At 67.2% G+C, this 25,677-nt stretch carries 34 protein-coding genes; 3 read left to right on the top strand and 31 right to left on the bottom strand.

Annotation, left to right across the window (positions count from 1 at the left end):
* Positions 1 to 48 precede the first annotated feature (48 nt).
* From MTF69_RS12045 to MTF69_RS11925, 25 genes are all read right to left on the bottom strand, one after another.
* Positions 49 to 696, bottom strand: a complete 648-nt coding sequence (locus MTF69_RS12045; protein WP_243333375.1) for an adenylate kinase — start codon at positions 694 to 696, stop codon at positions 49 to 51.
* Entirely contained in the window at positions 696 to 2,012 is a 1,317-nt protein-coding gene (gene secY / locus MTF69_RS12040; RefSeq protein ID WP_243333373.1) for a preprotein translocase subunit SecY, read from the bottom strand. The genes MTF69_RS12045 and secY overlap by 1 nt, the downstream gene beginning before the upstream one ends.
* A 186-nt stretch (positions 2,013 to 2,198) precedes the next feature.
* Positions 2,199 to 2,654: a 50S ribosomal protein L15 gene (rplO, locus tag MTF69_RS12035; protein ID WP_243333371.1), complete on the bottom strand. Its 456-nt coding sequence runs from the start codon at positions 2,652 to 2,654 to the stop codon at positions 2,199 to 2,201.
* A gap of 1 nt (position 2,655) precedes the next feature.
* Complete coding sequence (rpmD, locus tag MTF69_RS12030) at positions 2,656 to 2,838, bottom strand: 50S ribosomal protein L30 (RefSeq protein ID WP_112447741.1); 183 nt, start codon at positions 2,836 to 2,838, stop codon at positions 2,656 to 2,658.
* Positions 2,838 to 3,440 (bottom strand): 30S ribosomal protein S5, encoded by a 603-nt coding sequence (gene rpsE, locus MTF69_RS12025; RefSeq protein ID WP_008739695.1) that lies wholly within the window; start codon positions 3,438 to 3,440, stop codon positions 2,838 to 2,840. The genes rpmD and rpsE overlap by 1 nt, the downstream gene beginning before the upstream one ends.
* A gap of 46 nt (positions 3,441 to 3,486) precedes the next feature.
* Positions 3,487 to 3,870: a 50S ribosomal protein L18 gene (gene rplR, locus MTF69_RS12020; RefSeq protein WP_030008471.1), complete on the bottom strand. Its 384-nt coding sequence runs from the start codon at positions 3,868 to 3,870 to the stop codon at positions 3,487 to 3,489.
* A gap of 2 nt (positions 3,871 to 3,872) precedes the next feature.
* Positions 3,873 to 4,412: a 50S ribosomal protein L6 gene (gene rplF, locus MTF69_RS12015; RefSeq protein WP_243333369.1), complete on the bottom strand. Its 540-nt coding sequence runs from the start codon at positions 4,410 to 4,412 to the stop codon at positions 3,873 to 3,875.
* A gap of 20 nt (positions 4,413 to 4,432) precedes the next feature.
* Positions 4,433 to 4,831, bottom strand: a complete 399-nt coding sequence (gene rpsH / locus MTF69_RS12010) for a 30S ribosomal protein S8 (protein WP_008739698.1) — start codon at positions 4,829 to 4,831, stop codon at positions 4,433 to 4,435.
* A gap of 223 nt (positions 4,832 to 5,054) precedes the next feature.
* On the bottom strand, positions 5,055 to 5,240 hold the full coding sequence (locus tag MTF69_RS12005) for a type Z 30S ribosomal protein S14 (RefSeq protein ID WP_003956452.1): 186 nt from the start codon (positions 5,238 to 5,240) through the stop codon (positions 5,055 to 5,057).
* 5 nt (positions 5,241 to 5,245) lie between these two features.
* A complete protein-coding gene (gene rplE, locus MTF69_RS12000) occupies positions 5,246 to 5,797 on the bottom strand; it encodes a 50S ribosomal protein L5 (RefSeq protein ID WP_030008469.1) in 552 nt (183 codons plus the stop codon).
* Positions 5,797 to 6,120 (bottom strand): 50S ribosomal protein L24, encoded by a 324-nt coding sequence (rplX, locus tag MTF69_RS11995; RefSeq protein ID WP_215023444.1) that lies wholly within the window; start codon positions 6,118 to 6,120, stop codon positions 5,797 to 5,799. The genes rplE and rplX overlap by 1 nt, the downstream gene beginning before the upstream one ends.
* 2 nt (positions 6,121 to 6,122) lie before the next feature.
* Positions 6,123 to 6,491, bottom strand: a complete 369-nt coding sequence (rplN, locus tag MTF69_RS11990; RefSeq protein WP_003956455.1) for a 50S ribosomal protein L14 — start codon at positions 6,489 to 6,491, stop codon at positions 6,123 to 6,125.
* 124 nt (positions 6,492 to 6,615) lie between these two features.
* On the bottom strand, positions 6,616 to 6,897 hold the full coding sequence (gene rpsQ, locus MTF69_RS11985; protein ID WP_243333368.1) for a 30S ribosomal protein S17: 282 nt from the start codon (positions 6,895 to 6,897) through the stop codon (positions 6,616 to 6,618).
* Positions 6,897 to 7,121 carry a 50S ribosomal protein L29 gene (rpmC, locus tag MTF69_RS11980; RefSeq protein ID WP_008739703.1) on the bottom strand — a complete coding sequence of 75 codons (225 nt, stop codon included), beginning with the start codon at positions 7,119 to 7,121 and terminating at the stop codon, positions 6,897 to 6,899. The genes rpsQ and rpmC overlap by 1 nt, the downstream gene beginning before the upstream one ends.
* Positions 7,121 to 7,540: a 50S ribosomal protein L16 gene (gene rplP / locus MTF69_RS11975; protein ID WP_030026326.1), complete on the bottom strand. Its 420-nt coding sequence runs from the start codon at positions 7,538 to 7,540 to the stop codon at positions 7,121 to 7,123. Before rplP ends, rpmC begins: the two co-directional genes overlap by 1 nt.
* A gap of 5 nt (positions 7,541 to 7,545) precedes the next feature.
* A complete protein-coding gene (gene rpsC, locus MTF69_RS11970) occupies positions 7,546 to 8,388 on the bottom strand; it encodes a 30S ribosomal protein S3 (protein ID WP_112447746.1) in 843 nt (280 codons plus the stop codon).
* Positions 8,388 to 8,735, bottom strand: a complete 348-nt coding sequence (gene rplV / locus MTF69_RS11965) for a 50S ribosomal protein L22 (RefSeq protein ID WP_007265904.1) — start codon at positions 8,733 to 8,735, stop codon at positions 8,388 to 8,390. The genes rpsC and rplV overlap by 1 nt, the downstream gene beginning before the upstream one ends.
* A gap of 43 nt (positions 8,736 to 8,778) precedes the next feature.
* Positions 8,779 to 9,060 carry a 30S ribosomal protein S19 gene (gene rpsS, locus MTF69_RS11960; protein ID WP_023539342.1) on the bottom strand — a complete coding sequence of 94 codons (282 nt, stop codon included), beginning with the start codon at positions 9,058 to 9,060 and terminating at the stop codon, positions 8,779 to 8,781.
* Between the two features lie 12 nt (positions 9,061 to 9,072).
* Complete coding sequence (gene rplB, locus MTF69_RS11955; protein WP_112447748.1) at positions 9,073 to 9,909, bottom strand: 50S ribosomal protein L2; 837 nt, start codon at positions 9,907 to 9,909, stop codon at positions 9,073 to 9,075.
* 39 nt (positions 9,910 to 9,948) lie between these two features.
* Positions 9,949 to 10,272: a 50S ribosomal protein L23 gene (gene rplW / locus MTF69_RS11950; RefSeq protein ID WP_030154694.1), complete on the bottom strand. Its 324-nt coding sequence runs from the start codon at positions 10,270 to 10,272 to the stop codon at positions 9,949 to 9,951.
* The gene (gene rplD, locus MTF69_RS11945) at positions 10,272 to 10,922 is read right to left on the bottom strand and encodes a 50S ribosomal protein L4 (RefSeq protein ID WP_030008466.1); all 651 of its coding nucleotides are present in this window, start codon (positions 10,920 to 10,922) and stop codon (positions 10,272 to 10,274) included. The genes rplW and rplD overlap by 1 nt, the downstream gene beginning before the upstream one ends.
* A gap of 4 nt (positions 10,923 to 10,926) precedes the next feature.
* Positions 10,927 to 11,571: a 50S ribosomal protein L3 gene (gene rplC / locus MTF69_RS11940; protein WP_112447750.1), complete on the bottom strand. Its 645-nt coding sequence runs from the start codon at positions 11,569 to 11,571 to the stop codon at positions 10,927 to 10,929.
* Between the two features lie 14 nt (positions 11,572 to 11,585).
* Positions 11,586 to 11,894, bottom strand: coding sequence for a 30S ribosomal protein S10 (gene rpsJ / locus MTF69_RS11935; RefSeq protein WP_003948644.1), 309 nt, complete (start codon positions 11,892 to 11,894; stop codon positions 11,586 to 11,588).
* Positions 11,895 to 12,353: 459 nt separating this feature from the next.
* On the bottom strand, positions 12,354 to 13,637 hold the full coding sequence (locus MTF69_RS11930; protein ID WP_243333364.1) for a hypothetical protein: 1,284 nt from the start codon (positions 13,635 to 13,637) through the stop codon (positions 12,354 to 12,356).
* The gene (locus MTF69_RS11925) at positions 13,613 to 15,430 is read right to left on the bottom strand and encodes a hypothetical protein (RefSeq protein WP_243333362.1); all 1,818 of its coding nucleotides are present in this window, start codon (positions 15,428 to 15,430) and stop codon (positions 13,613 to 13,615) included. Before MTF69_RS11925 ends, MTF69_RS11930 begins: the two co-directional genes overlap by 25 nt.
* Positions 15,431 to 15,564: 134 nt before the next feature.
* On the opposite strand from MTF69_RS11925, the gene MTF69_RS11920 reads away from it, so the two are divergent.
* Positions 15,565 to 17,226 carry a hypothetical protein gene (locus MTF69_RS11920; RefSeq protein WP_243333360.1) on the top strand — a complete coding sequence of 554 codons (1,662 nt, stop codon included), beginning with the start codon at positions 15,565 to 15,567 and terminating at the stop codon, positions 17,224 to 17,226.
* Positions 17,227 to 17,228: 2 nt separating this feature from the next.
* Here MTF69_RS11920 and MTF69_RS11915 read toward each other — a convergent pair whose 3' ends face one another.
* The 4 genes from MTF69_RS11915 to rfbD all read right to left on the bottom strand — a co-directional run bounded on the left by MTF69_RS11915 (position 17,229) and on the right by rfbD (position 20,350).
* Positions 17,229 to 18,128: a glycosyltransferase family A protein gene (locus MTF69_RS11915; RefSeq protein ID WP_243333358.1), complete on the bottom strand. Its 900-nt coding sequence runs from the start codon at positions 18,126 to 18,128 to the stop codon at positions 17,229 to 17,231.
* Positions 18,129 to 18,142: 14 nt separating this feature from the next.
* Entirely contained in the window at positions 18,143 to 18,586 is a 444-nt protein-coding gene (locus tag MTF69_RS11910; RefSeq protein ID WP_243333356.1) for a DUF2304 domain-containing protein, read from the bottom strand.
* Positions 18,583 to 19,272: a glycosyltransferase family 2 protein gene (locus MTF69_RS11905; protein WP_243333354.1), complete on the bottom strand. Its 690-nt coding sequence runs from the start codon at positions 19,270 to 19,272 to the stop codon at positions 18,583 to 18,585. Before MTF69_RS11905 ends, MTF69_RS11910 begins: the two co-directional genes overlap by 4 nt.
* 157 nt (positions 19,273 to 19,429) lie before the next feature.
* Positions 19,430 to 20,350 carry a dTDP-4-dehydrorhamnose reductase gene (gene rfbD, locus MTF69_RS11900; RefSeq protein ID WP_374322803.1) on the bottom strand — a complete coding sequence of 307 codons (921 nt, stop codon included), beginning with the start codon at positions 20,348 to 20,350 and terminating at the stop codon, positions 19,430 to 19,432.
* A gap of 218 nt (positions 20,351 to 20,568) precedes the next feature.
* Between rfbD and rfbA the strand changes: the two genes are divergently transcribed.
* Together rfbA and rfbC are read left to right on the top strand one after the other, a co-directional pair.
* A complete protein-coding gene (gene rfbA, locus MTF69_RS11895) occupies positions 20,569 to 21,444 on the top strand; it encodes a glucose-1-phosphate thymidylyltransferase RfbA (protein WP_243333352.1) in 876 nt (291 codons plus the stop codon).
* On the top strand, positions 21,441 to 22,040 hold the full coding sequence (gene rfbC / locus MTF69_RS11890; RefSeq protein WP_243333350.1) for a dTDP-4-dehydrorhamnose 3,5-epimerase: 600 nt from the start codon (positions 21,441 to 21,443) through the stop codon (positions 22,038 to 22,040). The genes rfbA and rfbC overlap by 4 nt, the downstream gene beginning before the upstream one ends.
* A 150-nt stretch (positions 22,041 to 22,190) precedes the next feature.
* Here rfbC and tuf read toward each other — a convergent pair whose 3' ends face one another.
* Positions 22,191 to 23,384 (bottom strand): elongation factor Tu, encoded by a 1,194-nt coding sequence (gene tuf / locus MTF69_RS11885; RefSeq protein ID WP_112447760.1) that lies wholly within the window; start codon positions 23,382 to 23,384, stop codon positions 22,191 to 22,193.
* Between the two features lie 149 nt (positions 23,385 to 23,533).
* Positions 23,534 to 25,663 (bottom strand): elongation factor G, encoded by a 2,130-nt coding sequence (fusA, locus tag MTF69_RS11880; protein WP_243333348.1) that lies wholly within the window; start codon positions 25,661 to 25,663, stop codon positions 23,534 to 23,536.
* Positions 25,664 to 25,677: the final 14 nt, after the last annotated feature.

The following is a 25,677-nucleotide window of genomic DNA, read 5'->3' as shown; positions in this document are numbered from 1 at the left end:
CCATGGGACACCGCGGCCGGGGCTGCACTACAGGTGAACTGCTTCTTACTACTTCTTCAGGGCGTCCATCGCGCGCTGCGTGACGTCCTTGACCTCGCCGAGAGCGGGGATCGTCACGAGCAGGCCCTGGGCCTTGTAGAAGTCGATGATCGGCTCGGTCTGCGTGTGGTAGACGTCGAGGCGGTTGCGCACCGTGGCCTCGGAGTCGTCCTCACGCTGGTAGAGCTCGCCACCGCACACGTCGCACACGCCGTCGGTCTTCGGCGCGGCGTAGTCGACGTGGAAGATGTGCTTGTTGTCCTTGCGGCAGGTGCGCCGCCCGGCGATCCGCTTCACGACCTCGTCCTCCTCGACCTCCAGGTCGAGGACGGCGTCGAGCTTGATGCCCTGCACCTTGAGGATCTCGTCCAGCGCCTCGGCCTGGGAGACATTGCGCGGGAAGCCGTCGAGCAGGAAGCCGTTCGCGGCGTCCGACTGCTCCATGCGGTCCTTGGCCATGTCGATCGTGACCTGGTCGGGGACGAGGTCACCCTTCGACATGTAGGACTGGGCGCGCTGCCCCAGCTCGGTCTTCTGGCTGATGTTGGCCCGGAACAAGTCGCCCGTGGAGATGTGCGGGATCGACAAGGTTTCGGCAAGGACAGTCGCCTGCGTTCCCTTGCCCGCACCGGGCGGGCCGACGAGGACGATTCGCATCAGCGGAGGAACCCTTCGTAATTACGCTGTTGGAGCTGGCTCTCGATCTGCTTCACGGTTTCCAGACCCACACCCACGATGATCAGGATGCTCGTCCCGCCGAACGGGAAGTTCTGGTTCGCTCCGAAGCCGGCCAACGCCATCGTCGGCACAAGAGCGATCAGACCCAGGTACAGCGACCCCGGCCACGTGATCCGGTTGAGTACGTAGCTCAGGTACTCGGCGGTAGGCCGACCGGCGCGGATGCCCGGAATGAACCCACCATACTTCTTCATGTTGTCTGCAACTTCCTCGGGGTTGAACGAGATCGCCACGTAGAAGAACGCGAAGAAGACGATCAGGAGGAAGTAGGTGGCGATGTAGTACGGGTGGTCGCCCTTGACGAAGTGCTTCTGGATCCAGGTGGCCCAGCCGGCGGTGGAACCGCTGAACTGCACGACCAGTGCCGGGATGTAGAGCAGCGACGAGGCGAAGATGACGGGGATGATGCCCGCCTGGTTCACCTTGAGCGGGATGTACGTCGAGGTACCGCCGTACGCACGGCGGCCGATCATGCGCTTCGCGTACTGGACCGGGATCCGTCGCTGCGCCTGCTCGACGAAGACCACCAGACCGACCATCGCGAGGCCGACCAGCATGACCACGCCGAACTCGACCCAGCCGTCCGCGATCTTGCCCTGCTCCTTGATGGCCCACAGGGATCCGATGAAGCCCGCGGCGATCGAGATGAACATCAGGATCGACATGCCGTTGCCGATGCCCCGGTCGGTGATGAGCTCACCGAGCCACATGACGACACAGGTACCGGCGGTCATGGTGAGGACCATGACGACGGTGGTGAAGATCGACCGGTCGGGGACGATCTGGCTGGCGACCGAGCAGTTCTGGAACAGGGCGCCGCTGCGGGCGGTGGCGACGAGGCCGGTGCCCTGCAGGATCGCCAGCGCGACCGTCAGATAGCGCGTGTACTGAGTGATCTTCGACGTGCCGGCCTGGCCCTCTTTCTTGAGGGTCTCCAGCTTCGGGATGACCACGGTCAGCAGCTGCAAGATGATGCTCGCCGTGATGTACGGCATGATGCCGAGCGCGAAGATCGTGATCTGCAGCAGGGCACCGCCACTGAACATGTTGACCAGACCGAAGAGCCCGCCGTTCTGGCCGGACGCCTGATCAACGCAGATCTGGACGTTCGTATAGCTCACGCCCGGAACGGGGACGTGGGACCCGAGCCGGAACAGCACGATGATGCCGAGCGTGAAGAGCAGTTTCTTGCGCAGGTCGGGCGTCTTGAACGCCCGGGCGAACGCGGTTAGCACGGTGCCTCCTGCGACCCCCGCGCTACTGCGTCAGAGGTGACGGTCTGAGGGATCGACGAATGTGTACAAGCAAAGGTGCAGGCCACCTTACCGGCGTCTGCACCTTCCATGGAACGACCAACCGGGGATGCCCCATATGTGAGGCATCCCCGGTCGGGTTTCTAGCTATTTGTCACTGAGGTCGTCTTAGACGAGCTCGGTCACAGAGCCACCAGCGGCGGCAATCTTCTCCTTGGCGGAGCCGGAAACGGCGTCAACCGAAACCTGCAGCGCCACGGAGATCTCGCCCTGGCCCAGGACCTTGACGAGGCTGTTCTTGCGAACCGCGCCCTTGGCGACCAGGTCGGCCACCGTGACTTCTCCACCCTCGGGGTAGAGAGCGCCGAGCTTGTCCAGGTTCACGACCTGGAACTCGGTGCGGAACGGGTTCTTGAAGCCCTTGAGCTTCGGCAGACGCATGTGGAGGGGCATCTGCCCACCCTCGAAGCGCTGCGGGATCTGGTAACGGGCCTTCTGGCCCTTCGTACCACGACCGGCCGTCTTACCCTTCGACGCCTCACCACGACCGACACGGGTCTTCGCGGTCTTGGCGCCGGGGGCGGGACGGAGGTTGTGGGCCTTCAGCGGGCTGCTCTCAGCCATGTTAGTCAACCTCCTCAACCGTCACGAGGTGGCGGACGGTGTGAACCATTCCGCGGAACTCGGGGCGGTCCTCCTTGACGACGACGTCGTTCAGGCGCTTCAGCCCGAGCGAACGCAGCGTGTCACGGTGGTTCTGCTTGCTGCCGATGTACGACTTGATCTGCGTGACCTTGAGGCGAGCCATTACGCACCCGCCCCAGCACGTGCACGGAGCAGAGCCGCGGGGGCGACGTCCTCGAGGGGCAGACCACGGCGAGCCGCGATCTCCTCGGGACGCTGCAGGCCCTTGAGGGCCGCCACGGTCGCGTGCACGATGTTGATCGCGTTGGAAGAACCAAGCGACTTCGACAGGATGTCGTGAACGCCGGCGCACTCCAGAACGGCGCGCACCGGGCCACCGGCGATAACACCGGTACCGGGGGCGGCCGGCTTCAGCAGCACGACGCCCGCGGCACGCTCACCCGTGATCGGGTGAGGAATGGTGCCCTGGATGCGCGGAACCTTGAAGAAGGACTTCTTGGCTTCCTCGACACCCTTGGCAATGGCCGCGGGAACTTCCTTGGCCTTGCCGTAACCGACACCTACAGTGCCGTCACCGTCGCCCACCACGACCAGCGCGGTGAAGCTGAAGCGGCGACCACCCTTGACAACCTTGGCGACGCGGTTGATCGCGACAACGCGCTCAACGTAAGCGGTCTTCTCGGCGGCAGGGCCACCGTCGCGACCCTTCCGGTCCCGCCGCTCGCCGCCACCGGCACCGCTTCCGCGGCGCTGGGGTCCAGCCATTGGATTACCTCTCTCTGTTACGTCCGTGAGTCCCGGAAAACGGGGCTTAGAACTTCAGCCCGGCTTCGCGGGCGGCGTCAGCCAGAGCGGCAATGCGCCCGGCGTATCGGTTGCCACCGCGGTCGAACACGACGGTCTCGACACCCGCGGCCTTGGCACGCTCGGCGACGAGTGCGCCGACGGCCTGGGCCTGCGAGCTCTTGTCGCCTTCGCCACCGCGGATCGAAGCGTCCAGGGTCGACGCGGACGCCAGGGTGTGACCCTGGAGGTCGTCGATGACCTGAGCAACGATGTTGCGGTTGGAACGCGTCACGACGAGGCGCGGACGCTCCGCCGTACCCGAGACGTTCTTGCGGATGCGGATGTGGCGGCGGGCCTTGGCGGCACGCTTGTACGCGTCGCCCTTGGCGATCTTTACACCGTATGCCATGGCTACTTACCAGCCTTTCCGACCTTGCGGCGGATGACTTCGCCGGCGTACTTGACACCCTTGGCCTTGTACGGGTCGGGCTTCCGCAGCTTGCGGATGTTGGCGGCGACCTCGCCGACCTTCTGCTTGTCGATGCCCTCGACCGAGAACTTGGTGGGCGACTCGACCTTGAAGGAGATGCCCTCGGGCGCCTCGATCAGGATCGGGTGGCTGTAGCCAAGCTGGAACTCCAGGTTGGAGCCCTTCGCGGCGACGCGGTAACCGACACCGCTGATCTCGAGCGCCTTGACGTAACCCGTGGTCACGCCGGTGATCATGTTCGCCACCAGCGTGCGGGACAGGCCGTGCAGGGCCTTGTTCTGACGCTCGTCGTTGGGGCGGGTGACGTTCAGAACGCCGTCCTCACCCTTGACGATCTCGATCGGCGCCTTGACGGTGAGCGCGAGGGAACCCTTGGGGCCCTTCACAGCCACTGCCTGGCCGTCGATGGTGACGTCCACACCGGCGGGAACCTGGATGGGGAGCTTGCCGATTCGCGACATTGCTTTTCCTCCGTTCCCGACTACCAGACGTAGGCGAGGACTTCCCCACCTACGCCCTTCTTGCCTGCCTGCTGGCCGGTGAGCAGACCGTGGGACGTGGAGATGATCGCCACGCCCAGGCCGCCGAGCACCTTCGGCAGGTTGGTGGACTTTGCGTACACACGCAGACCGGGCTTCGAGATCCGCTTGATGCCCGCAATGGAGCGCTCGCGGTTCGGGCCGAACTTCAGCTCGAGGACGAGGTTCTTGCCGACCTCGGCGTCCTCGACCTTCCAGCCGGTGATGAAACCCTCCTGCTTGAGGATTTCTGCGATGTGCGACTTGATCTTGCTGTGCGGCATCACGACGGAGTCGTGGTACGCCGAGTTAGCGTTACGCAGACGCGTGAGCATGTCTGCGATCGGGTCAGTCATGGTCATGAAGTGGCCTTCGGCCTCTCTCGCCGGGGTTTCCTGTATGCGCCATCCCTCTCCCCACTCAGTGGCGGGACGGGTGCGGCGCGGGGACCTACGGCGTAGTAAGTCGTTATGGGCGACGGACGCCCAACCACACAAGCCTAAGGCATGCGCGGCCGGGCATCCGCCGACCAGATGCTTACCGAGAGTGCCTGGAAGTTCCCAAGTCCTTGCGGACGAGAGGGAATTACCAGGAGCTCTTGGTCACGCCCGGCAGCTCGCCACGGTGAGCCATCTCACGAAGGCAGACGCGGCACAGGCCGAACTTGCGGTACACGGAGTGGGGGCGACCGCAGCGCTGGCAGCGGGTGTACGCACGCACACCGAACTTGGGCTTGCGGGCAGCCTTCGCGATGAGAGCCTTCTTCGCCATCTCGCTTACGCCTCCTTGAAGGGGAAGCCGAGGTGACGAAGGAGCGCGCGGCCCTCAGCGTCGTTGGTCGCCGTGGTGACCACGGTGATGTCCATACCCCGGGTACGGTCGATCTTGTCCTGGTCGATCTCGTGGAACATGACCTGCTCCGTGAGACCGAAGGTGTAGTTGCCACGGCCGTCGAACTGCTTCGGCGACAGACCACGGAAGTCACGGATACGCGGCAGCGCGAGCGACAGCGTACGGTCCAGGAACTCCCACATGCGGTCACCACGGAGGGTGACGTGGCAGCCGATCGGCTGACCCTCGCGCAGCTTGAACTGCGCGATGGACTTGCGGGCCTTCGTGACGGCCGGCTTCTGACCGGTGATCGTCGTCAGGTCCTTGATGGCGCCGTCGATCAGCTTGGAGTCGCGGGCGGCGTCGCCCACACCCATGTTGACCACGATCTTCACGAGGCCGGGGATCTGCATGACGTTCTCGTAGGAGAACTCTTCGCGCAGCTTGCCCGCGATGTCCTCGCGGTACTTCGTCTTGAGACGCGGAGTGGTAGCCATCAGATGTCCTCACCCGTCCGCTTGGCAACGCGGATCTTGTTGCCCTCGTCGTCGAAGCGGAAACCGACGCGGGTAACGACCTTCTGGCCGTCCTTCTCCACAACCAGCTGAACGTTGCTGACGTGGATCGGCGCCTCGGTGATCACGATGCCACCGGTCTGCGAGCCACCAGCGGTCTGGCCGGCCTTGGTGTGCTTCTTGACCCGGTTGACACCCTCGACCAGGACGCGGTTCTCAGTAGGGATGGCCAGAATGACCTTGCCCTGCTTGCCCTTGTCCTTACCGGTGATGACCTGAACCAGGTCGCCCTTCTTGATCTTCATGCTTACAGCACCTCCGGCGCGAGCGAGATGATCTTCATGAACTTCTTCTCGCGCAGCTCACGGCCCACCGGGCCGAAGATACGGGTGCCACGAGGGTCGCCGTCGTTCTTCAGAATGACGGCGGCGTTCTCGTCGAAGCGGATGTACGAGCCGTCCTGGCGGCGGCGTTCCTTCACGGTGCGAACGATGACAGCCTTGACGACGTCACCCTTCTTCACGTTGCCACCGGGGATCGCGTCCTTGACGGTGGCAACGATGACGTCACCGATGCCCGCGTAGCGGCGACCGGAGCCACCGAGAACACGGATGCAAAGGATCTCCTTGGCACCAGTGTTGTCGGCGACACGCAGTCGCGACTCCTGCTGGATCACGTCTATCTCCTGTTTGTCTGCCGGTTCCCGGCGGGGGTTTCACTCCGAAGAGCTACCGCCCCCACCGAGCCTGGCGGAACGAACCTGAGGGGCCCCTGGGCGTGATGCCCAGGGCCTCAGATAATTACTTGGCCTTCTCGAGGATCTCGACGATGCGCCAGCGCTTGCTCGCCGACAGCGGACGCGTCTCCATGATGAGGACGCGGTCGCCGACGCCGGCAGCGTTCTGCTCGTCGTGCGCCTTGAGCTTGTTCGTACGGCGGATGACCTTGCCGTAGAGCGCGTGCTTCACGCGGTCCTCGACAGCGACGACGACGGTCTTGTCCATCTTGTCGCTGACGACAAGACCCTCGCGGGTCTTGCGGAAGCCGCGGTCAGTCGTCTCAGTCACGTTCTTCTCGCTCATCAGGCGCTCTCCACCGTCTCGATACCGAGCTCACGCTCGTGCATCAGGGTGTAGATGCGAGCGATGTCCTTACGGACGGACTTGAGCCGGCCGTTGTTCTCCAGCTGACCCGTGGCCGCCTGGAAGCGCAGCTTGAACAGCTCTTCCTTGGCCTCGCGCAGCTTGCCAACGAGCTCCTCGTTACCGAGCTCACGCAGCTCGGACGCCTTGGTTCCCGTCGCCATCACGACTCACCTGCCTCGCGCCGAACAATCCGGCACTTCATCGGAAGCTTGTGAGCAGCGCGGGTGAGCGCCTCACGAGCAATCTTCTCGTTCGGGTAGGACAGCTCGAACATGACCCGGCCCGGGTGCACGTTCGCGATCCACCACTCGGGAGAACCCTTACCGGAACCCATGCGGGTCTCGGCAGGCTTCTTCGTCAGGGGACGGTCCGGGTAGATGTTGATCCAGACCTTGCCGCCACGCTTGATGTGGCGGGTCATCGCGATACGAGCCGCCTCGATCTGGCGGTTCGTCACGTAGGCGGGGGTAAGCGCCTGGATGCCGTACTCGCCGAACGAGACCTCAGTACCGCCCTTGGCCATACCGCGGCGCTTCGGGTGGTGCTGCTTGCGGTGCTTGACCCTACGAGGGATCAGCATGTCGGTCAGGCCTCCGTTCCGGTGCTCTCAGCCGGAGCGGCGGCGGGAGCGTCGGCCTTGGGGGCCTCGGCACCAGCAGCCTGCTGCGGCTTGCGGCCACCACGGCCGCCGCGCTCGCCACCACGGCCACCACGGCCGGCGGGACGGTCGCCAGCGCCGGCGGCACCACGGGCCGGGCGGTTACCCGCACGGGCCGCAGCGTTCTCGGCGCGAACCTCGGCGATGTTCTTGACGTCGCCCTTGTAGATCCAGACCTTCACACCGATACGGCCGAAGGTGGTCTTGGCCTCGAAGAAGCCGTAGTCCACGTTCGCGCGGAGGGTGTGCAGCGGCACACGGCCTTCGCGGTAGAACTCGGAGCGGGACATCTCGGCGCCGCCGAGGCGACCGCCACACTGGATCTTGATGCCCTTGGCGCCGGCCTTCATCGTGCCCTGCATGCTCTTACGCATGGCGCGACGGAAGGAGACGCGGGAGGAGAGCTGCTCGGCAACGGCCTGCGCGACGAGCTGAGCGTCGACCTCGGGGTTCTTGACCTCGAGGATGTTCAGCTGCACCTGCTTGCCCGTGAGCTTCTCGAGGTCACCGCGGATGCGGTCGGCCTCGGCGCCACGGCGGCCGATGACGATGCCCGGACGAGCGGTGTGGATGTCCACACGCACGCGGTCACGGGTGCGCTCGATCTCAACCTTCGAGATGCCGGCGCGCTCCATGCCGGACGTCATCATCCTGCGGATGGCGACGTCTTCCTTGACGTAGTCCTTGTACAGCTTGTCGGCGTACCAACGCGACTTGAAGTCGGTGGTGATGCCGAGCCGGAACCCGTGCGGGTTTACCTTCTGGCCCATTACCGGGAACCTTCCTTGCTGCTGACGACCACGGTGATGTGGCTGGTCCGCTTGCGGATCCGGTAGGCACGGCCCTGGGCACGCGGACGGAACCGCTTCAGGGTCGGGCCCTCGTCCACGTACGCCTCGCTGATGACCAGCGTGGAGGCGTCCGGGTGGTTGTAGTTGTGTGCGGCGTTGGCAATGGCGCTGTCGAGCACCTTGCCAACCGGCACGCTCGCGGCCTGCGGGGCGAAACGCAGGACCGCCTGAGCCTCCGTGGCATCCATGCCACGGATAAGGTCCACCACTCGGCGGGCCTTCATGGGCGTGACGCGGATGTACCGCGCCTGGGCCCTGGCTTCCATGGTTGTCCCTTCGGTGTAAGTCATAGTCGTAACCACCCCGCCTTTAGCGGCGCTTCGACTTCCGGTCGTCCTTGACGTGGCCGCGGAAGGTGCGAGTCGGCGAGAACTCGCCGAGCTTGTGGCCGACCATCGACTCGGTGACGAACACCGGGACGTGGATCTTGCCGTTGTGCACCGCGATGGTGTGACCCAGCATGGCCGGGATGATCATCGAGCGACGGGACCAGGTCTTGATGACGTTCTTGGTACCGGCTTCGTTCTGTACGTCCACCTTCTTGATGAGGTGTCCGTCGACGAAGGGTCCCTTCTTGAGACTGCGCGGCATCTAAACCCGCTCCTAGCGCTTCTTGTTCGTCTTGCGGCGGCGGACGATGTACTTGCTCGAAGCCTTCTTCGGCGAGCGAGTACGACCCTCCTTCTGACCCCACGGGGAGACCGGGTGACGACCACCGGAGGTCTTACCCTCACCACCACCGTGCGGGTGGTCGACCGGGTTCATCGCGACACCGCGGACGGAGGGGCGAACGCCCTTCCAGCGCATGCGGCCGGCCTTGCCCCAGTTGATGTTCGACTGCTCGGCGTTGCCGACCTCACCGACGGTCGCGCGGCAGCGCGCGTCGACGAGACGGATTTCACCGGACGGCATACGAAGGTGGGCCATGGTGCCCTCCTTCGCCAGCAGCTGCACGGAGGCACCAGCGGAGCGGGCGAACTTGGCGCCGCCACCGGGACGGAGCTCGATCGCGTGGATCGTGGTACCGACCGGGATGTTGCGGAGTGCCAGGTTGTTACCGGGCTTGATGTCGGCCGTGGGGCCGTTCTCAATCCGGTCGCCCTGCTTCAGGTTCTTCGGCGCAATGATGTAGCGCTTCTCACCGTCGGCGTAGTGCAGGAGCGCGATGCGCGCAGTGCGGTTGGGGTCGTACTCGATGTGCGCGACCTTGGCCGGCACGCCGTCCTTGTCGTGACGACGGAAGTCGATCACACGGTAGGCGCGCTTGTGGCCGCCACCCTGGTGTCGAACCGTGATCCGACCGGTGTTGTTACGGCCGCCCTTGCTGTGCAGGGGGCGGACCAGCGACTTCTCCGGCGTGGACCGCGTGATCTCGACAAAGTCGGCGACGCTGGAGCCACGACGGCCCGGGGTCGTCGGCTTGTACTTGCGGATACCCATTTCTCAGTCCTCGTCCGATTCCGGACGACTAGACCTCCGTTAGGAGGCCTGGCCGCCGAAGATGTCGATTCGGTCGCCCTCAGCGAGGGTCACGATGGCGCGCTTGGTGTCTGCGCGCTTGCCGAAACCGGTCTTGGTGCGCTTGCGCTTACCCTGACGGTTGATCGTGTTGACCCCGGTGACCTTGACCCCGAAGACCGCCTCGACGGCCTGCTTGATCTGAGTCTTGTTGGAGCCGGGCGCGACGATGAACGTGTACTTGTTCTCGTCCAGCAGCGCGTAGCTCTTCTCCGAGACAACCGGCTTGATCAGCAGGTCGCGCGGGTCAGTGAAGGTCTTGCTGGTAACGGTCGCCTCAGACATCAGGCGTCGCTCCCTTCGGTCTCATCGGCCTTGGGGCCAGACACGAAGGACTCGAAAGCGGCCTGAGTGAAGACCACGTCGTCAGAGACGATCACGTCGTACGTGTTCAGCTGGCCCGGCTCCAGGATGTGCACCTGGGGCAGGTTGCGGGCGGACAGCCACGCAGCCTCGTCGGCGCGCTCGACGACCAGGAGCAGGTTCTTGCGCTCCGAGATCTTGCCGAACAGCGTCTTGGCGGCCTTCGTGGAGGCGGCACCCTCGACCACGCCGGTGACGACGTGGATGCGGGAGTGACGCGCACGGTCCGAGAGGGCACCGCGGAGGGCGGCGGCCTTCATCTTCTTCGGGGTCCGCTGCGAGTAGTCACGCGGCTGCGGGCCGTGGACGACGCCACCGCCTACGAACTGCGGAGCGCGGGTGGAACCCTGGCGAGCGCGGCCGGTGCCCTTCTGGCGGTACGGCTTGCGGCCACCACCACGGACTTCGCCACGACGCTTGGTCTTGTGCGTGCCCTGACGGGCAGCAGCCAGCTGAGCGACAACGACCTGGTGGATCAGCGGAACGCTGGTCTTCGCGTCGAAGATCTCCGCGGGGAGCTCGACGGTACCGGCCTTGTCGCCTGCCGGCGAAAGGATGTCAATGGTGCTCATTACCTCAAGCCCCCTTGGCCGCGGTACGGACCAGGACGAGGCCGCCGTTCGGACCGGGGACCGCGCCCTTGATGAGGAGCAGACCCTTCTCCGCGTCAACCGCGTGGATGGTCAGGTTCTGGGTGGTGACGCGCTCGTTGCCCATGCGACCGGCCATGCGCATGCCCTTGAAGACACGCCCAGGGGTGGCGCAGCCACCGATCGAACCGGGGGAGCGGTGCTTGCGCTGGACGCCGTGCCCGGCGCCGAGGCCCTTGAAGTTGTGACGCTTCATGACACCGGCGAAGCCCTTGCCCTTGCTGTTGCCCGTGACGTCAACCTTGACGCCGGACTCGAACACGGCAGCCGTGATCTCCTGGCCGAGCGTGTACTCGCTGGCGTCGGAGGTACGGAGCTCCACCAGGTGGCGGCGGGGGGTGACGTCGGCCTTGGCGAAGTGACCCTTGAGGGGCTTGTTCACCTTGCGCGGGTCGATCTCGCCGAAGGCGATCTGGACCGACTCGTAGCCGTCGATCTCGTTCTTACGGACCTGGGTAACAACGCAGGGCCCGGCCTTGACCACGGTCACCGGGACGACACGGTTGTTCTCGTCCCAGACCTGGGTCATGCCGAGCTTCTCGCCCAGGACGCCCTTGATCTGCTTTGCCATCTTCTCCGTGCCTCTCAGAGCTTGATCTCGATGTCAACGCCGGCCGGAAGGTCCAGGCGCATCAGCGAGTCAACGGTCTTGGGCGTCGGGTCGAGGATGTCGATCAGGCGCTTGTGAGTGCGCATCTCGAAGTGCTCGCGCGAGTCCTTGTACTTGTGCGGCGACTTGATGACGCAGTACACGTTCTTCTCAGTGGGCAGCGGCACCGGGCCCGCGACCGACGCACCAGTGCGCGTCACCGTCTCGACGATCTTCTTCGCCGACGAATCGATGACCTCGTGGTCGTAGGCCTTGAGCCGGATGCGGATCTTCTGTCCCGCCATGGCTACTCCGTAGTCCTGTCTGTTGTGGAAACGCTCTGGTCCTCGGCCGGCTGCGGATCACTCCGCCGCTCTCCTCCGACCCACGCGGTCGGGCGTGTCGCGCTCCCTCTACAGAAAATTCCCATACGGAAATTCCCTCGTCCAAGGGGGCGCGGTCCCAAGACCGCAGATCGGGGGCAAACACCCACCGAGTACCTGGCAGGCACCGTGCTGACGCTTCCCGAAAGATTCCCGTACGTCCGCCCCATTGCTGCCCCGAGAGACAGGTAGAGCGACGAGTACTGTGGGACTTGCTTCCGGTCCTCCCGGCGGGAGGCGCGCAGCATCGGCACACGGCCGAGCAACTTGAGTAGTCTGCCATACGAGACGCGTATGGCGCCAATCGGGCGGAAGAGAATACCCCGCCACGCTGAGTGGTCAAACTGCACCACGCGGCGGGGTCCCTGCCCCGGCGCCCGCTCAGGACCGCGACATGATGCCGCAGTCCGCCCGCCGGTCGGTTTCCAGGGTCTCGCTCCGGTCGTACGGGTCCACGGGGGTGCCGGAGGGGGTGGGCCCGGTGGGCGCGTCATCGTCGAACTGCGGATGCAGGAAACCGTCGTCGGTGTCACAGGCGCTGTTGCCGATGTTGCGGTAGTTCTCCTCGATCCACAGCGTGCCGGCCGTGGAGTCCCACTTGCGGGGATCGACGATCGAGAAGGTGATCTCGCGCCGCATGACGGTCCGCTCGACCTGGTCGGCGCCCGCCTTCGCCTTCACGAAGGGGTAGACGAAGGTGTAGTCGGTCTTCAGGTTGACCTTCCCCGCGCGCTCCCCGGGCTCCACCCACATCCGGCCGCGGACCTTGACGACCTCGCCCACCAGGGTCAGCTCGGCCGGGTCGTACCGGCTGAAGAGGTCGAGCGGGTCGTTCTTCGCCGAAGAGTGCTTGAGGGCCTCCTCCAGGTTCGTCTTGTACTCCCCCAGCTTCGGGTCGAGCAGTGCCAGCGCCGCCTCGGGCCGCTCCCCGCGCAGGGTCGCCGGGTCCAGGTTGGCCGTGACCAGGAACTGCTTGACCTTCACCAGCGCGTCGGCGATCTTCTCCTTGCTCATGCCCCCGACGGCCTCGGCCGGCGGGATCTCGATCCCAGCCGCTCCGTCGGCCCACTCCACGGCCGGGGAGCCCTTGAAGGGCTCCTTGAGCGACGGCAGGTCCGGGTCCGCCATGGAAGGCGCGACGCTCGGGCGCGCCGTCTCGCCGGGCAGCGACTGCCCGGCCTTGGCGTCCTCCTCGGCCTTGCCTGTGATCTTGTCGATCACCAGCTCCGGCCGGATGGCGATCAGCGCGAGGGCGATGACGAAGGCGATGGCCAGCGCGGCCTTGATCCGGCGCTTGTCCTTGCCGCGGCCTTCCATCTCCTGCCAGGCGGGCCCCGTACGCCACCCCGCGGGCTCGGCGGGGACCGGCCTGGCTCTGCCGAAACGCTTCTTCTGCTGCGCGGCGCGCTGCTCGTCCTCGTGGCGCAACCGCTCGGTCAGCATGCGCGCCCGGGCCGACGGCTCCTTGGGCGCCTCCCCCGCACCCGCCTCGGCCTGTGCCAGGAACCGCGCCCAGTCCTCGTCGGAGACGGCCGGTCCGTCGTCGTCTTTCTTCCCCATGTCCCCCACCCCGTCGTCGATGCAGAAGCCGATCTTCCCATCGACCACGGGTTCGACCACCAGGGGTGCGGCGGAGTCCGTCAGCGGTGGCGCCAGAGCACCCATCCGTGCCTCTTGTCCACCACGGCCACGTACCAGCCCGGGGGCGCCGCCGGCCAGCCGTCCTGCGGGCTCGCGTCCTTCGGGTTCAGCCCCAGGACGGCCGCGTCCGCGGCGGCCGGCGGCTCCTCACCGTGCTTGAGGTCCCTGGTCCAGACCCGCCCGTCGTACACCTCGTACCCCTGGGCCATCCGCAGGTCCCAGTCGGCGCTGTGGTCCATCACCAGGTTCTCGCCCGGCTCGAGGTCCGCCGACTTGGTGAAGCCGGTGGCACTGGCCTCGCGCTGCTTCGTGTGCGGCTCGGCCACGTTCGAGGTGACCGCGACCGTCGCGTAGGCCGCGAACAGGGCCAGCGACACCGCCACGGCCCAGACCGCCCGGCGCCCGCCGGCCAGCCGGAAGAGCACGCAGACGGCGAACACCAGCAGGGCGCCGGCGAGCGTCCGCCCCATGTGCAGCCTCGTCCACTCCGAGGCCAGGAACAGCGCGTCCGGCATGCCCCACCGGATGATGCCCACCTTGTGGAGGCCCTTGCCGACCACCAGGATGACGAACTCGGCCGTGACCACGGTGAACAGCACCGCGCCCGCCACCAGCCGCAGCAGCGCACCGGCCCGCGCCCGTGCCAGGACCAGGGCGCCCACCACGAAGAACGCCGGCACCAGCGGGGCCAGGTAGCGGGCGTAGATCCAGTTGTCGATCCGGCCGTGGTCGTCCGGCAGTCCCGCGGCCGCGGCGAGCGCGATCCCGCACAGCAGGGCGACCATGACGAAGGAGACGACCCGCGCGGCCCGGGTGAAGCGGGAGCTGAACACCGCGAACACGCACAGGGCGACGGCGAGCGCGCCGAATCCCCAGGACGAGACGGAGAAGTACCAGAGCTGGCCGATCGTACGGGTCACCGTGCGGCGCAGCAGCTCGGGGTCGACCAGGCCGTCCAGGACCTTCGTGCCCACCGAGCTCGGCGGCGTGTCCGTGAACTGCGCCTCCAGCCAGGCGGCCAGCAGCCGGGCGCCCAGCACGGAGACGGCGAGTCCGCCCCAGGCCGCGAGCGTGGACCGCGGCGGCGCCCATCGCAGGACGAGTGCGCACAGGAAGACCGCCGCCGTGAGGGCCACCACCACCCCGCCACGGTCGTGCACCGCCATGGAGTAGCCGGCCAGCAGACCGGCCCCCGCCCCGTACCACGTGCGGCGGCGCGCCTCGCCCTCGCTGAGCCAGCCGTGCAGCGCGGTCAGCCAGCCGAGGAGGACCACGGGGAGCACGGTGTCGGACATGGCGAACTCGGAGTAGAAGACCACGGGCGGCATCAGCGCGGCCGCCGTGGCCATCAGGAACGAGAGGCCCCGGGACAGGCCCAGCCTGCGCAGGGCGGCGTAGGCCAGGAGGAAGACGAGCGCGTTGAGCAGCGTGTTGATGCCCATGACCAGCTGGTACGCGGTGACCGGATCGTCCGCGATCCGCAGGGCCGGGGAGATGAGCAGCGCGTAGCCGCCGGGGATCACCGATCCGACCGGCATCTCCGTCGTCGTCCGCCCGGCGAGCACGCGGGCCAGCACGAGGTACGAGGACTCGTCCGCGTGGACCGCCGGGTAGGCCTTGCCCCACACCAGGGAGAGGCGGAACAGCACCTGCACCGCGTACCCGGCGGTGAGCGCCGCCGGCCAGAACCACCGCCGGCTGACGAAGGACGCCCGCAGTGCGAGCAGTTGCCCGGTTCCGGCCGGCTTCCCGGCCCGCTCGGGAGCGGACGCGTGGTCCGCTCCGGCCTCGTCCGTCGTTTCGGTTCCCGACTTCAACCTTGGTACTTCCTCTTCGAGTTGGGGCTGGCGCGGCAGCAGCGGCCACGCCGGCCATGGGGCCGTACGGGGGACCGTGACGGAGGCGCCCTGACGTCGGGGCGGGCGGCATCCTGGAGGTAAAGTCCGCGGACATGACCGTCACCGCTCCCGCGCCCGTCCCGGTAGCCGAACACCGGGCACCGAGCGGCTCCAGTGGCCGCATACCTCGCACCTTCGCCCTCACGGCCGCCGAGGCGGCCGTGTCGGTTCTCGCAGCACTGCTGCTCATCGTCCTGAGCAAGCGCCTCGACGTGAATCCCATGCAGCGGGTCGGGCAGGTCAGCGGGCTGGCCGGCATCCAGCTGCGGCTGCTGGTCCTGCTGGCCGCGACCGTCGTGCTCTACCTGGTCCTGTCCCGGTGGCTGCCGGGTGCGGCGGTGCGGATCAGCGCGGCGGCCGTGGCCGGCCTGGCCACCGGTGTGACCGCGAGCGGCAGTGTGGTGGCCCTGCGGGGAACCAGCTGGCCGTACAACGGGTACGGCGGTGACATCGGGAACCTGCAGCAGTGGGCGTTCCACGTCATGGACGGGGTGCCCCTGCCGGCCGAGTACCCGCCCGGCTTCCCGCACCTGCTGGCGTGGATCTCCCAGCTGTTCTTCGACGGCAACGCCTCGCTCGCCGTCAAGTGGGTGATGATCGGCTTCCTGGCGGTCTCCGGCCCGGTCGCGTACCTGGCCTGGCGCACGCTGCTGCCCCCGCTGTGGGCCCTCGGCATCGGCGTCACGGCGTCCCTGACGCTGATCGAGCCGTACAAGCCGTACTCCCCGCTCGTCCTGGTCGTCGTCATCCCCGTGCTGGCCAAGCTCGCGCAGGTGGTGACGGAGTCCTCCACGCTCGGCCGCAAGCGCTCGCTCGTGGTCGGTGCGGGTATCGGAGCGCTGCTCGCCGCGCTGTTCCTGCTGTACGCGGGCTGGTTCGTGTGGTCCGCGGTCGGCGTGATCGTCCTCTTCGCCTTGGTGCTGACCGGCCGCGCCCGCGCGGGCGGGAAGCGCGCGCTGCTGAACGCGCTGATGCCGCTGGCGGCCGCGTCCGCGGTCTTCCTCGCACTGGCGGGGCGCTACATGATCCGGCTGCTCGGCGCGAGCGGAGCGACCCGGGACACGTACTTCTACTTCGACACCGCCACCGACCCGGCCTACTTCGCCTCGTCGGGTACCGCCTTCCCCGGCCCGCTGCGCTCCCTCGGGTGGCCGCTGCCGGGCGAACTCGGCGGCGTCGGCCTCTTCACGATCCTGCTCGTCGTCGGCCTGGGCGCGGCCATCGCGCTCGGCCTGCGCCGGCCGCTGGTGCTGACCCTGGCGGCCTGCACCGGCAGCGCCTTCCTGCTGCGCTACTGGTACGCCTCGCACATGGCGGGCGACGGCGCCGTGCAGCTGTACCCGCGCACCAGCCTGCAGATCGTCTACTGCATGCTCGCGCTGTCGGGCGTGGCCGTGTACCTCGGCGTGCAGCGCGTCAAGGCGTGGATCCGGGCCAACGAGACGCGACTGCCCGGCCGGGAGGCCCTGCGGGCGGCCGGGCGCGGGCCCCGGGCCGCCGTGATCGGGGTCCTGGTCTCGCTCGGGCTCCTGTTCGGCTCGGCCGGATCGTCCACGGCCGACGCCTACATGCCCAGGCCGCCCTCCGAGAACACCCTCGGCACCCTGGCCTGGTCGGCGCACTCGACGGGAATGCCGGGCGGCAAGTGCCCGAAGTACGCACCTCGCGGCACGTGCTCGGCGTACGACCCGCTGAAGCGTACGAAGAAGAACTGAGCTCAGCTCCGTCCGGTGGTGAAGGCGTGCCGGGCCAGCGTGCGGACGCCGGCCCGGTGCCCTCGCAGCAGTGCGCCGGGCAGCATTCCGAGCGCGTGCAGGCGGGAGGCGTGGTGGAGCCGGGCCGCGCGGGCGGCCCTGGGCCAGCCTCGGGCTTCCATCCGCTCCGCGACTGCCGAGAAGTAGCGCTCGGCCTCGGTGAAGCGGGTCCCGGAAAGGGCCTGGACGGAGGACTCGCTGGCCGCGTGCCGGCGGTACTGGAAGACCGTGGTGGACTCGTCGATCACCATCCGCTCGCCGGCTTCGAGCAGGTCCACGACGAGGGCCAGGTCCAGGAACACCGAGTAGCCGTCCCGGAAGTTCACCTCGCGCAGCGCCGGGCCGCGCCAGGTGATCGACGGGAAGTAGAGCCAGTTCCCGCGCAGCACGCCGGCGGCCGGCGCCTCACCGGCCATCGGTCCCCGGCCCTTGAGCCGCGGGGCGAACATCCACTGCTTGGCCAGGTCGGTCAGGCCCCGCGCGACCCGGCCCGCGCCGTCGATCACCTCGACGCCGGGCTGGACCATGCCGACGCCGGGGTGGGCGTCGAGGATCCGGCGCACGGTTTCCAGGTAGTGCGGGTGCAGCAGGTCGTCGCAGCCCATGATGACCACGTGGTCGGCCTCGGAGAGCTCGACGCACTTCTGGAAGTTCTTCGTGATGCCGAGGTTGCGCTCGTTGCGGAGGTACCGCACCCGCGCGTCACCCAGCCCCGCGAACCAGCCGGGCACGTCCGGCTCCCGGCCGTCGTCGATCACGACGAGCCGGAAGTCGCGGTCGGTCTGGGCCAGGACGCTGCGGACGGCGTCCTGCATCTGCCTCGCGTCCCCGTAGTACGGGAGCATGAAGTCGAAGGACCCCATCGGGCGTCAGGCCTTCACGGCGTCCGCGCCGAGGGGGGCCCGGCGCCGACGGGCCCGGACCCGACGGACCCGGACCCGACAGGCCCGGACGCGTCCTCGGGCGGACCGAGCCGGACGTCGTTGTGCCGGACGCCTTCGTTGATGGCGACCGTCCGGGCGAGGTCGGTGATCTTCTGCTCCAGCGAGCGGAAGCGCAGGTAGGTGTTGAGCGTGAGGAAGCCCATCGCGAGGACCATCACGTAGAGCACCAGGTCGGTGCCCCGGCCGACACCAAGGTGCTGGGCGACCCAGGTGACGTCGGTCGGGCGGAGCACCGCGTACACGTTGACGACGACGAACACCGAAAAGGCAATTCGCTTCCAGGCCCGGTTCGTGGCCTGGCTCCAGGTCCGAATGAACATCAGCGCCATGGAAACCGAACCGGCGATGAGCAGGAGCTGGATCCAGAAATATTTCATCGACGCCCACGCTCCCGCAGTGAAATATCAAAAACGATGTTGACGCCGTTGATCAGGGACTGGCCCTTGGCCCGCGAGTAATCGGTGTAGAGGATGTCGACCGGAATCTCGGTGACGCGCAGGTCGGAGCCCGCGAGGAAACCGACGAGCTCGGAGGCGTGGGCCATGCCGTTCATGGTGATGTTCAGCCGCTCGGCGGCCGCACGGCCCAGCACGCGCAGACCGTTGTGCGCGTCGGTGAGCCCCAGTTTGCGCGCGGTGGGGCTGACCGCGGCGGCCGTGCGCAGCACGACCTGCTTGATCCACGGCACTTGGCCGTTCCGCTCGATGAACCGCGAGCCGAGCACCACGTCGGCGTCGCCGGCCCGCAGGACCGCGACCATCGTCTCGACGTCCTTGGTCTGGTGCTGGCCGTCCGCGTCGAAGGTCGCGAAGTACAGGGCGCCGGGCTGGGAGAGCGCGTACGTGAGGCCGGTCTGCAGGGCCGCGCCCTGACCGAGGTTGACGGGATGGCGCACCAAGTGGGCGCCGGTGGCCGCTACGTGCTCGGCCGAGTCGTCGGTGCTGCCGTCGTCGACGACGACGATGTTCGGAAACGTCTTGCGGGCCGCCTCGACCACGTCGGCGACCACTCGGCCCTCGTTGTAAGCGGGGATGACCAGCCAGACATCGTCGTATTCGGACACGGCAGCAGCTCCAACGGAACGAGGCACGTACGCGTGCCAGGCCTCTCACGGCGGCCGTATCTCGGGGCCCCAGGCGCCCCAACGTAGCGAGTTCGGGTTTCGCGAAGCTGGCGCGCAGGCAACGTTCACGCGCACAGCGTGGTGTCCGGCGGGGTCCTCAGCCCACCCGGCTGTCCCGGGCCGGCCGGGCCAGAGCGGTGAAGCCGGGGGTCGCGAGGGCGTCGGCCAGCTGCTCCCGCCAGTCGCTCATCGGGGCCAGGCCCACCCGGGCCCAGCGGTCGTGTGCCAGGACGCTGAAGGAGGGGCGGACCGCGGGCCGGACGAAGGACGCGGAGGTGGTCGGGCGGATCCGCTCCGGGTCCAGGCCGCACTGCCGGTAGACCTCGCGCGCCAGCCCGAACCAGGTGGTCGCACCGCTCGCGGTGCCGTGGTAGATGCCCGCGGGGGCCTGACCGGCCAGGGCGGCCAGCCCGAGCTCGACGAGCCGCCGGGCGAGCGCAACTGACCAGGTGGGCTGGCCCTGTTGGTCGTCGACCACGTCCAGGGTGTCCCGTCGGGCGGCCAGCCCCAGCATGGTGGAGACGAAGTTCGGGCCGTGCTCGCCGTACAGCCAGGCGGTGCGGACCACGTAGCCGTCCTGCGGCAGGAGTTGGGCCACGGCTTGCTCGCCGATCAGCTTGGAGCGGCCGTACGCGTTCACCGGCCCGGTGGCCGCGTCCTCGGCGTAGGGCTCCGAGGCGTCCCCGGGCAGCACGTAGTCGGTGGAGATCTGCAGCAGCCGCGCGCCGTTCGCGGCGCAGGCCTCGGCGAGGATCCGTACGCCGGTGCCGTTGACGGCAGCGGCGGCCTCCTCGGCCGTCTCGGCACCGTCCACGTCCGTCCAGCCGGCGCAGTTGACGACGAGGGTGACGCCCTTGAGGGCGGACCGGACGGCGGCCGGGTCCGTGATGTCGAGCTCGGCACGGCTGAGGCCGACGGCCTCGATCGCATGGCGCCGCAGTGCGGTCAGGACGTCCTGACCCAGCATTCCGGCCGCGCCTGTGACGAGCCAGCGGCCCGTCCCCCGGTCACCGGTCACTTCTGCGGTGCCGCCTTCGCCTCTGCCCGCGGGGCGCATCCATATTCGGCGCCTCCGTTGTCGTAATCCGGAATGTCCTTCTCCGATAACCGATCGTTCCGTCTGGGCCGGAATCCGCCCCTCACCAGGATGCACATGAAGTGAACAGTAGCTGCGCGGTTCGTTCGATATGGTCCGAAACGGAAACTGCTCGGCCCCTCTCGCATAGGGTCGTGCCCATGCGTGGAATTCTCTTGGCCGGCGGCACCGGATCCCGACTGTGGCCGCTGACGCGGGCCGTGTCGAAGCAGCTGCTGCCCGTCTTCGACAAGCCGATGATCTACTACCCGCTCTCGACTCTCGTCATGGCCGGGATCAGCGAGATCCTCGTCATCACCACCCCGGACGACCGCGACCAGTTCGAGCGCCTGCTCGGCGACGGCTCGCAGTTCGGCATCCGGCTCGAGTACACCGTCCAGGAGCGCCCCGAAGGCATCGCCCAGGCCTTCGTGCTCGGCGCCGACTTCATAGGCGACGACTCCGTCGCCCTGATACTCGGCGACAACATCTTCCACGGCAGCGGGCTCGGCACCCGCCTGGCACAGCACACCGACTCCAAGGGCGGCCGGGTCTTCGCGTACCCGGTGGCGGACCCGACGGCGTACGGCGTGGTCGAGTTCGACGAGGACGGCCAGGCGATATCCATCGAGGAGAAGCCGGCCAAGCCCAAGTCCCGTTACGCCGTGCCCGGCCTGTACTTCTACGACAACCAGGTCGTGGAGATAGCCCGCGGCCTGAAGCCCAGCGCCCGGGGGGAGCTGGAGATCACCGCCGTCAACGACGCGTACCTCCAGGCCGGTCAGCTCAACGTCACCATCCTCGACCGCGGCACCGCCTGGCTGGACACCGGCACCTTCGTCTCCATGGTGCAGGCCTCGGAGTTCGTACGGGTCATCGAGGAGCGTCAGGGCTTCAAGATCGGCTGCGTCGAGGAGGCCGCCTGGCGGGCGGGCCTGATCGACTCCGCCCAGCTGCGCGCGCTGGCCGAGCCACTCACCAAGAGCGGCTACGGGGACTACCTGATCGGCCTGCTCGAAGAGGAGGCCGCACGATGAAGTTCCGCGAGCTCTCCATCGGGGGCGCGTTCGAGATCACGCCCCAGCAGCACGGTGACCCGCGCGGCATGTTCATGGAGTGGTACCGCTTCGACCACCTCGCCGAGGTCGTCGGGCACCCGCTGAAGCTGGCGCAGGCCAACCTCTCGGTCTCCCAGCGCGGTGTGGTCCGCGGCATCCACTTCGCCGACGTCCCGCGCGGCCAGGCCAAGTACGTCACCTGCGTGCGCGGCGCCGTGCTCGACGTCATAGTGGACATCCGGGTCGGCTCCCCGACCTTCGGCCGCTGGGAAGGCGTCCGCCTGGACGACCTGGACCGCCGCGCCGTCTACCTCCCCGAGGGCATGGGCCACGGCTTCTGCGCACTGACGGACGACGCCACCCTGTCCTACATCTGCTCGGAGACCTACAACCCGGCGGCCGAGCACGCGGTCCACCCGCTCGACCCCGACCTGGACATCGACTGGCCGGCGGACGTCCCGCTGCTGTCGGCCCGCGACGACGCGGCCCCTTCGCTGGCCGACGCCACCGCGTCCGGCCTGCTGCCGGACTACGCCGCCTGCATCGAGTTCACGGAGTCCCTGCGGGTGACGTAGCCGCCGCGCACGGAGCCGCGTACGCCCGTACGCCCGTACGAGTGATCCCGTACGACAAAGGGCCCCTCCCCCGTCGCGTGAACGACGGGGAAGGGGCCCTTCTGTCAAACGTGGTGCCCGCTCGCGCGAGCTACCAGGTCAGAACACGAATTACTTCGTGATCTTGGTGACCTGGCCGGCGCCCACGGTACGACCACCCTCACGGATGGCGAACTTGAGGCCTTCCTCCATGGCGACCGGCTGAATCAGCGTGACCGTCATCTCGGTGTTGTCGCCCGGCATGACCATCTCCGTGCCGGCCGGCAGGGTGACGACACCCGTGACGTCCGTGGTACGGAAGTAGAACTGGGGACGGTAGTTGTTGAAGAACGGGGTGTGACGGCCACCCTCGTCCTTCGACAGGATGTACGACTGGGCCTCGAACTCGGTGTGCGGGGTGACCGAACCGGGCTTGATGATGACCTGGCCGCGCTCGACGTCCTCGCGCTTGATGCCACGGAGGAGCAGACCGACGTTCTCGCCCGCCTGGCCCTCGTCGAGCAGCTTGCGGAACATCTCGATACCGGTGACCGTGGTGGTGGTCTTGGTCTCCTTGATACCGATGATGTCGACGGTCTCGTTGACCTTCAGGACACCACGCTCGATACGGCCGGTGACGACGGTACCGCGACCGGTGATCGTGAAGACGTCCTCGACGGGCATGAGGAACGGCAGCTCGGTGTCACGCGGCGGGGTCGGGATCGCCTCGTCGACGGCAGCCATGAGGCCGAGAAGCTTCTCGCCCCACTCCTTGTCGCCCTCGAGCGCCTTCAGCGCGGAGACGCGGACGACCGGAAGGTCGTCGCCCGGGAAGTCGTAGTCGGAGAGGAGCTCACGAACCTCGAGCTCGACGAGCTCCAGGATCTCCTCGTCGTCCACCATGTCGGCCTTGTTCAGGGCGACGACGATGTACGGAACGCCGACCTGGCGGGCCAGGAGCACGTGCTCCTTGGTCTGCGGCATCGGGCCGTCGGTGGCGGCGACCACGAGGATCGCGCCGTCCATCTGCGCGGCACCGGTGATCATGTTCTTGATGTAGTCCGCGTGACCCGGGCAGTCGACGTGGGCGTAGTGACGCGCCTCGGTCTGGTACTCGACGTGCGCGATGGAGATGGTGATACCGCGCTGGCGCTCTTCGGGAGCCTTGTCGATCTGGTCGAAGGCCGAGGCCTCGTTCAGGTCCGGGTACGCGTCGTGCAGCACCTTGGTAATGGCGGCCGTAAGGGTCGTCTTACCGTGGTCAATGTGACCGATGGTGCCGATGTTGACGTGCGGCTTAGTCCGCTCGAACTTCGCCTTCGCCACGGGGTCCTCCTGGAGAGTGGTTCTGTACGCCTTGCTCATCGGCGCCAGGTGATCTTTGCTGGATAGCCGGTACCCCGGGGGCAACGGGAGGGTTACTCCTGTTGCCCCTGAGGCTCCGGTGACAAGCCTAAAGCGTGTACTCGGAAGAGTTACTCGCCCTTGGCCTTCGCGATGATCTCCTCGGCGACGTTCCGGGGAACCTCGGCGTAGGAGTCGAACTGCATCGAGTAGCTGGCGCGACCCGAGGTCTTGCTGCGGAGGTCTCCGACGTAGCCGAACATCTCCGAGAGGGGCACGAGGCCCTTCACGAGGCGAGCACCGTGACGCTCCTCCATGGCCTGGATCTGGCCACGACGGGAGTTGATGTCACCGATGACGTCACCCATGGACTCCTCCGGCGTGGTGACCTCGACGGCCATCATCGGCTCGAGGAGCACGGGAGAAGCCTTGCGCGCGGCCTCCTTGAACGCCTGCGAACCGGCGATCTTGAAGGCGAGCTCGGAGGAGTCGACCTCGTGGTAGCCACCGTCGAGAAGAATGACGCGGACGCCGGTCATCTCGTAGCCGGCGAGGATGCCGAACTTCATGGCTTCCTGCGCACCCGCGTCGACCGAGGGGATGTACTCCCTCGGGATGCGGCCACCGGTGACCTTGTTCACGAACTCGTACGCCGGACCGTCGGCCTCGAGGATCGGCTCGATCGCGATCTGCACCTTGGCGAACTGACCGGTACCACCGGTCTGCTTCTTGTGGGTGTAGTCGTGACGCTCCACCGTCTGGCGGATCGTCTCGCGGTAAGCGACCTGCGGCTTGCCGACGTTGGCCTCGACCTTGAACTCGCGCTTCATACGGTCGACCAGCACCTCGAGGTGCAGCTCGCCCATACCACCGAGGATGGTCTGGCCGGTCTCTTCGTCCGAGTGAACGTGGAAGGAGGGGTCCTCCTCCGCGAGAGACTGGATGGCTACACCCAGCTTCTCCTGGTCACCCTTGGACTTGGGCTCGATGGCGACCTGAATGACCGGGGCCGGGAAGTCCATGGACTCCAGGATGACCGGGTTCTTGTCGTCACACAGCGTCTCACCGGTGGTGGTCTGCTTCAGGCCCATGACGGCGACGATGTCACCGGCGCCCACCGCTTCGATCTCTTCACGCTTGTTCGCGTGCATGCGGTAGATCTTGCCGATGCGCTCCTTCTTGCCCTTGACGGAGTTCAGCACCGCAGTGCCGGCCTCCAGGCGGCCCGAGTAAACCCGGACGAAGGTGAGCTTGCCGAGGTGCGGGTCGCGCATGATCTTGAACGCGAGCGCCGCGAGGGGCTCCTCGTCAGACGGCTTGCGCTTCACGACGACCTCGGCGTCCCGGACGTCGTGGCCTTCGATGGCCTCGATGTCCAGGGGCGACGGGAGGTAGCGGACGACGGCGTCGAGCAGGGGCTGAACGCCCTTGTTCTTGAACGCCGTGCCACAGAACACCGCGGTGACGGTGGCACCCTTGTCGCCCTTGGAGCCGATGATGATGCGACGCACAGCGGCGTGCAGCTGCTCGACGGTGGGCTCGACGCCCTCGAGGAACAGCTCCATGATCTGGTCGTCGTTCTCGGCGACCGTCTCGACCAGCTTGGCGTGCCACTCTTCAGCGGCTTCCTTGTGGGTGTCCGGGATGTCGACGATGTCGTACATCTCGCCCTTGGTCGCCTCGGCGGACCAGACGAACGCCTTCATGGTGACCAGGTCGACAACGCCCTGGAAGTCCATCTCGGCGCCGATGGGGAGCTGCATGACGATCGGAACCGCACCGAGGCGGTCCTTGATCATGTCGACACAGCGGTGGAACTCGGCGCCGGTGCGGTCCAGCTTGTTGACGAAGCAGATGCGCGGCACGCCGTAGCGGTCCGCCTGACGCCAGACGGTCTCGGACTGCGGCTCAACGCCGGCCACACCGTCGAACACGGTGACGGCGCCGTCGAGGACGCGGAGCGAACGCTCCACCTCGACGGTGAAGTCGACGTGACCCGGGGTGTCGATGATGTTGATGGTGTGGTCAACATCTTCGAGCGGCCAGTGGCAGGTGGTAGCGGCAGACGTGATGGTGATACCACGCTCCTGCTCCTGCTCCATCCAGTCCATCGTGGCAGCGCCGTCGTGGACCTCACCGATCTTGTAAGACACACCGGTGTAGAACAGGATGCGCTCGGTGGTGGTCGTCTTGCCCGCGTCGATGTGGGCCATGATGCCGATGTTGCGCACCTTGGCCAGGTCAAGCGAAGTGGTAGCCATATCGGCTCAGTCTT

It is taken from the genome of Streptomyces sp. AP-93 (genome assembly GCF_022808175.1).
In the GTDB taxonomy this organism is placed as follows: Bacteria; Actinomycetota; Actinomycetes; order Streptomycetales; family Streptomycetaceae; genus Streptomyces.
The sequence above is the reverse complement of the archived record's forward strand: the minus strand, read 5'-3'. Positions and strand labels throughout refer to the sequence as shown.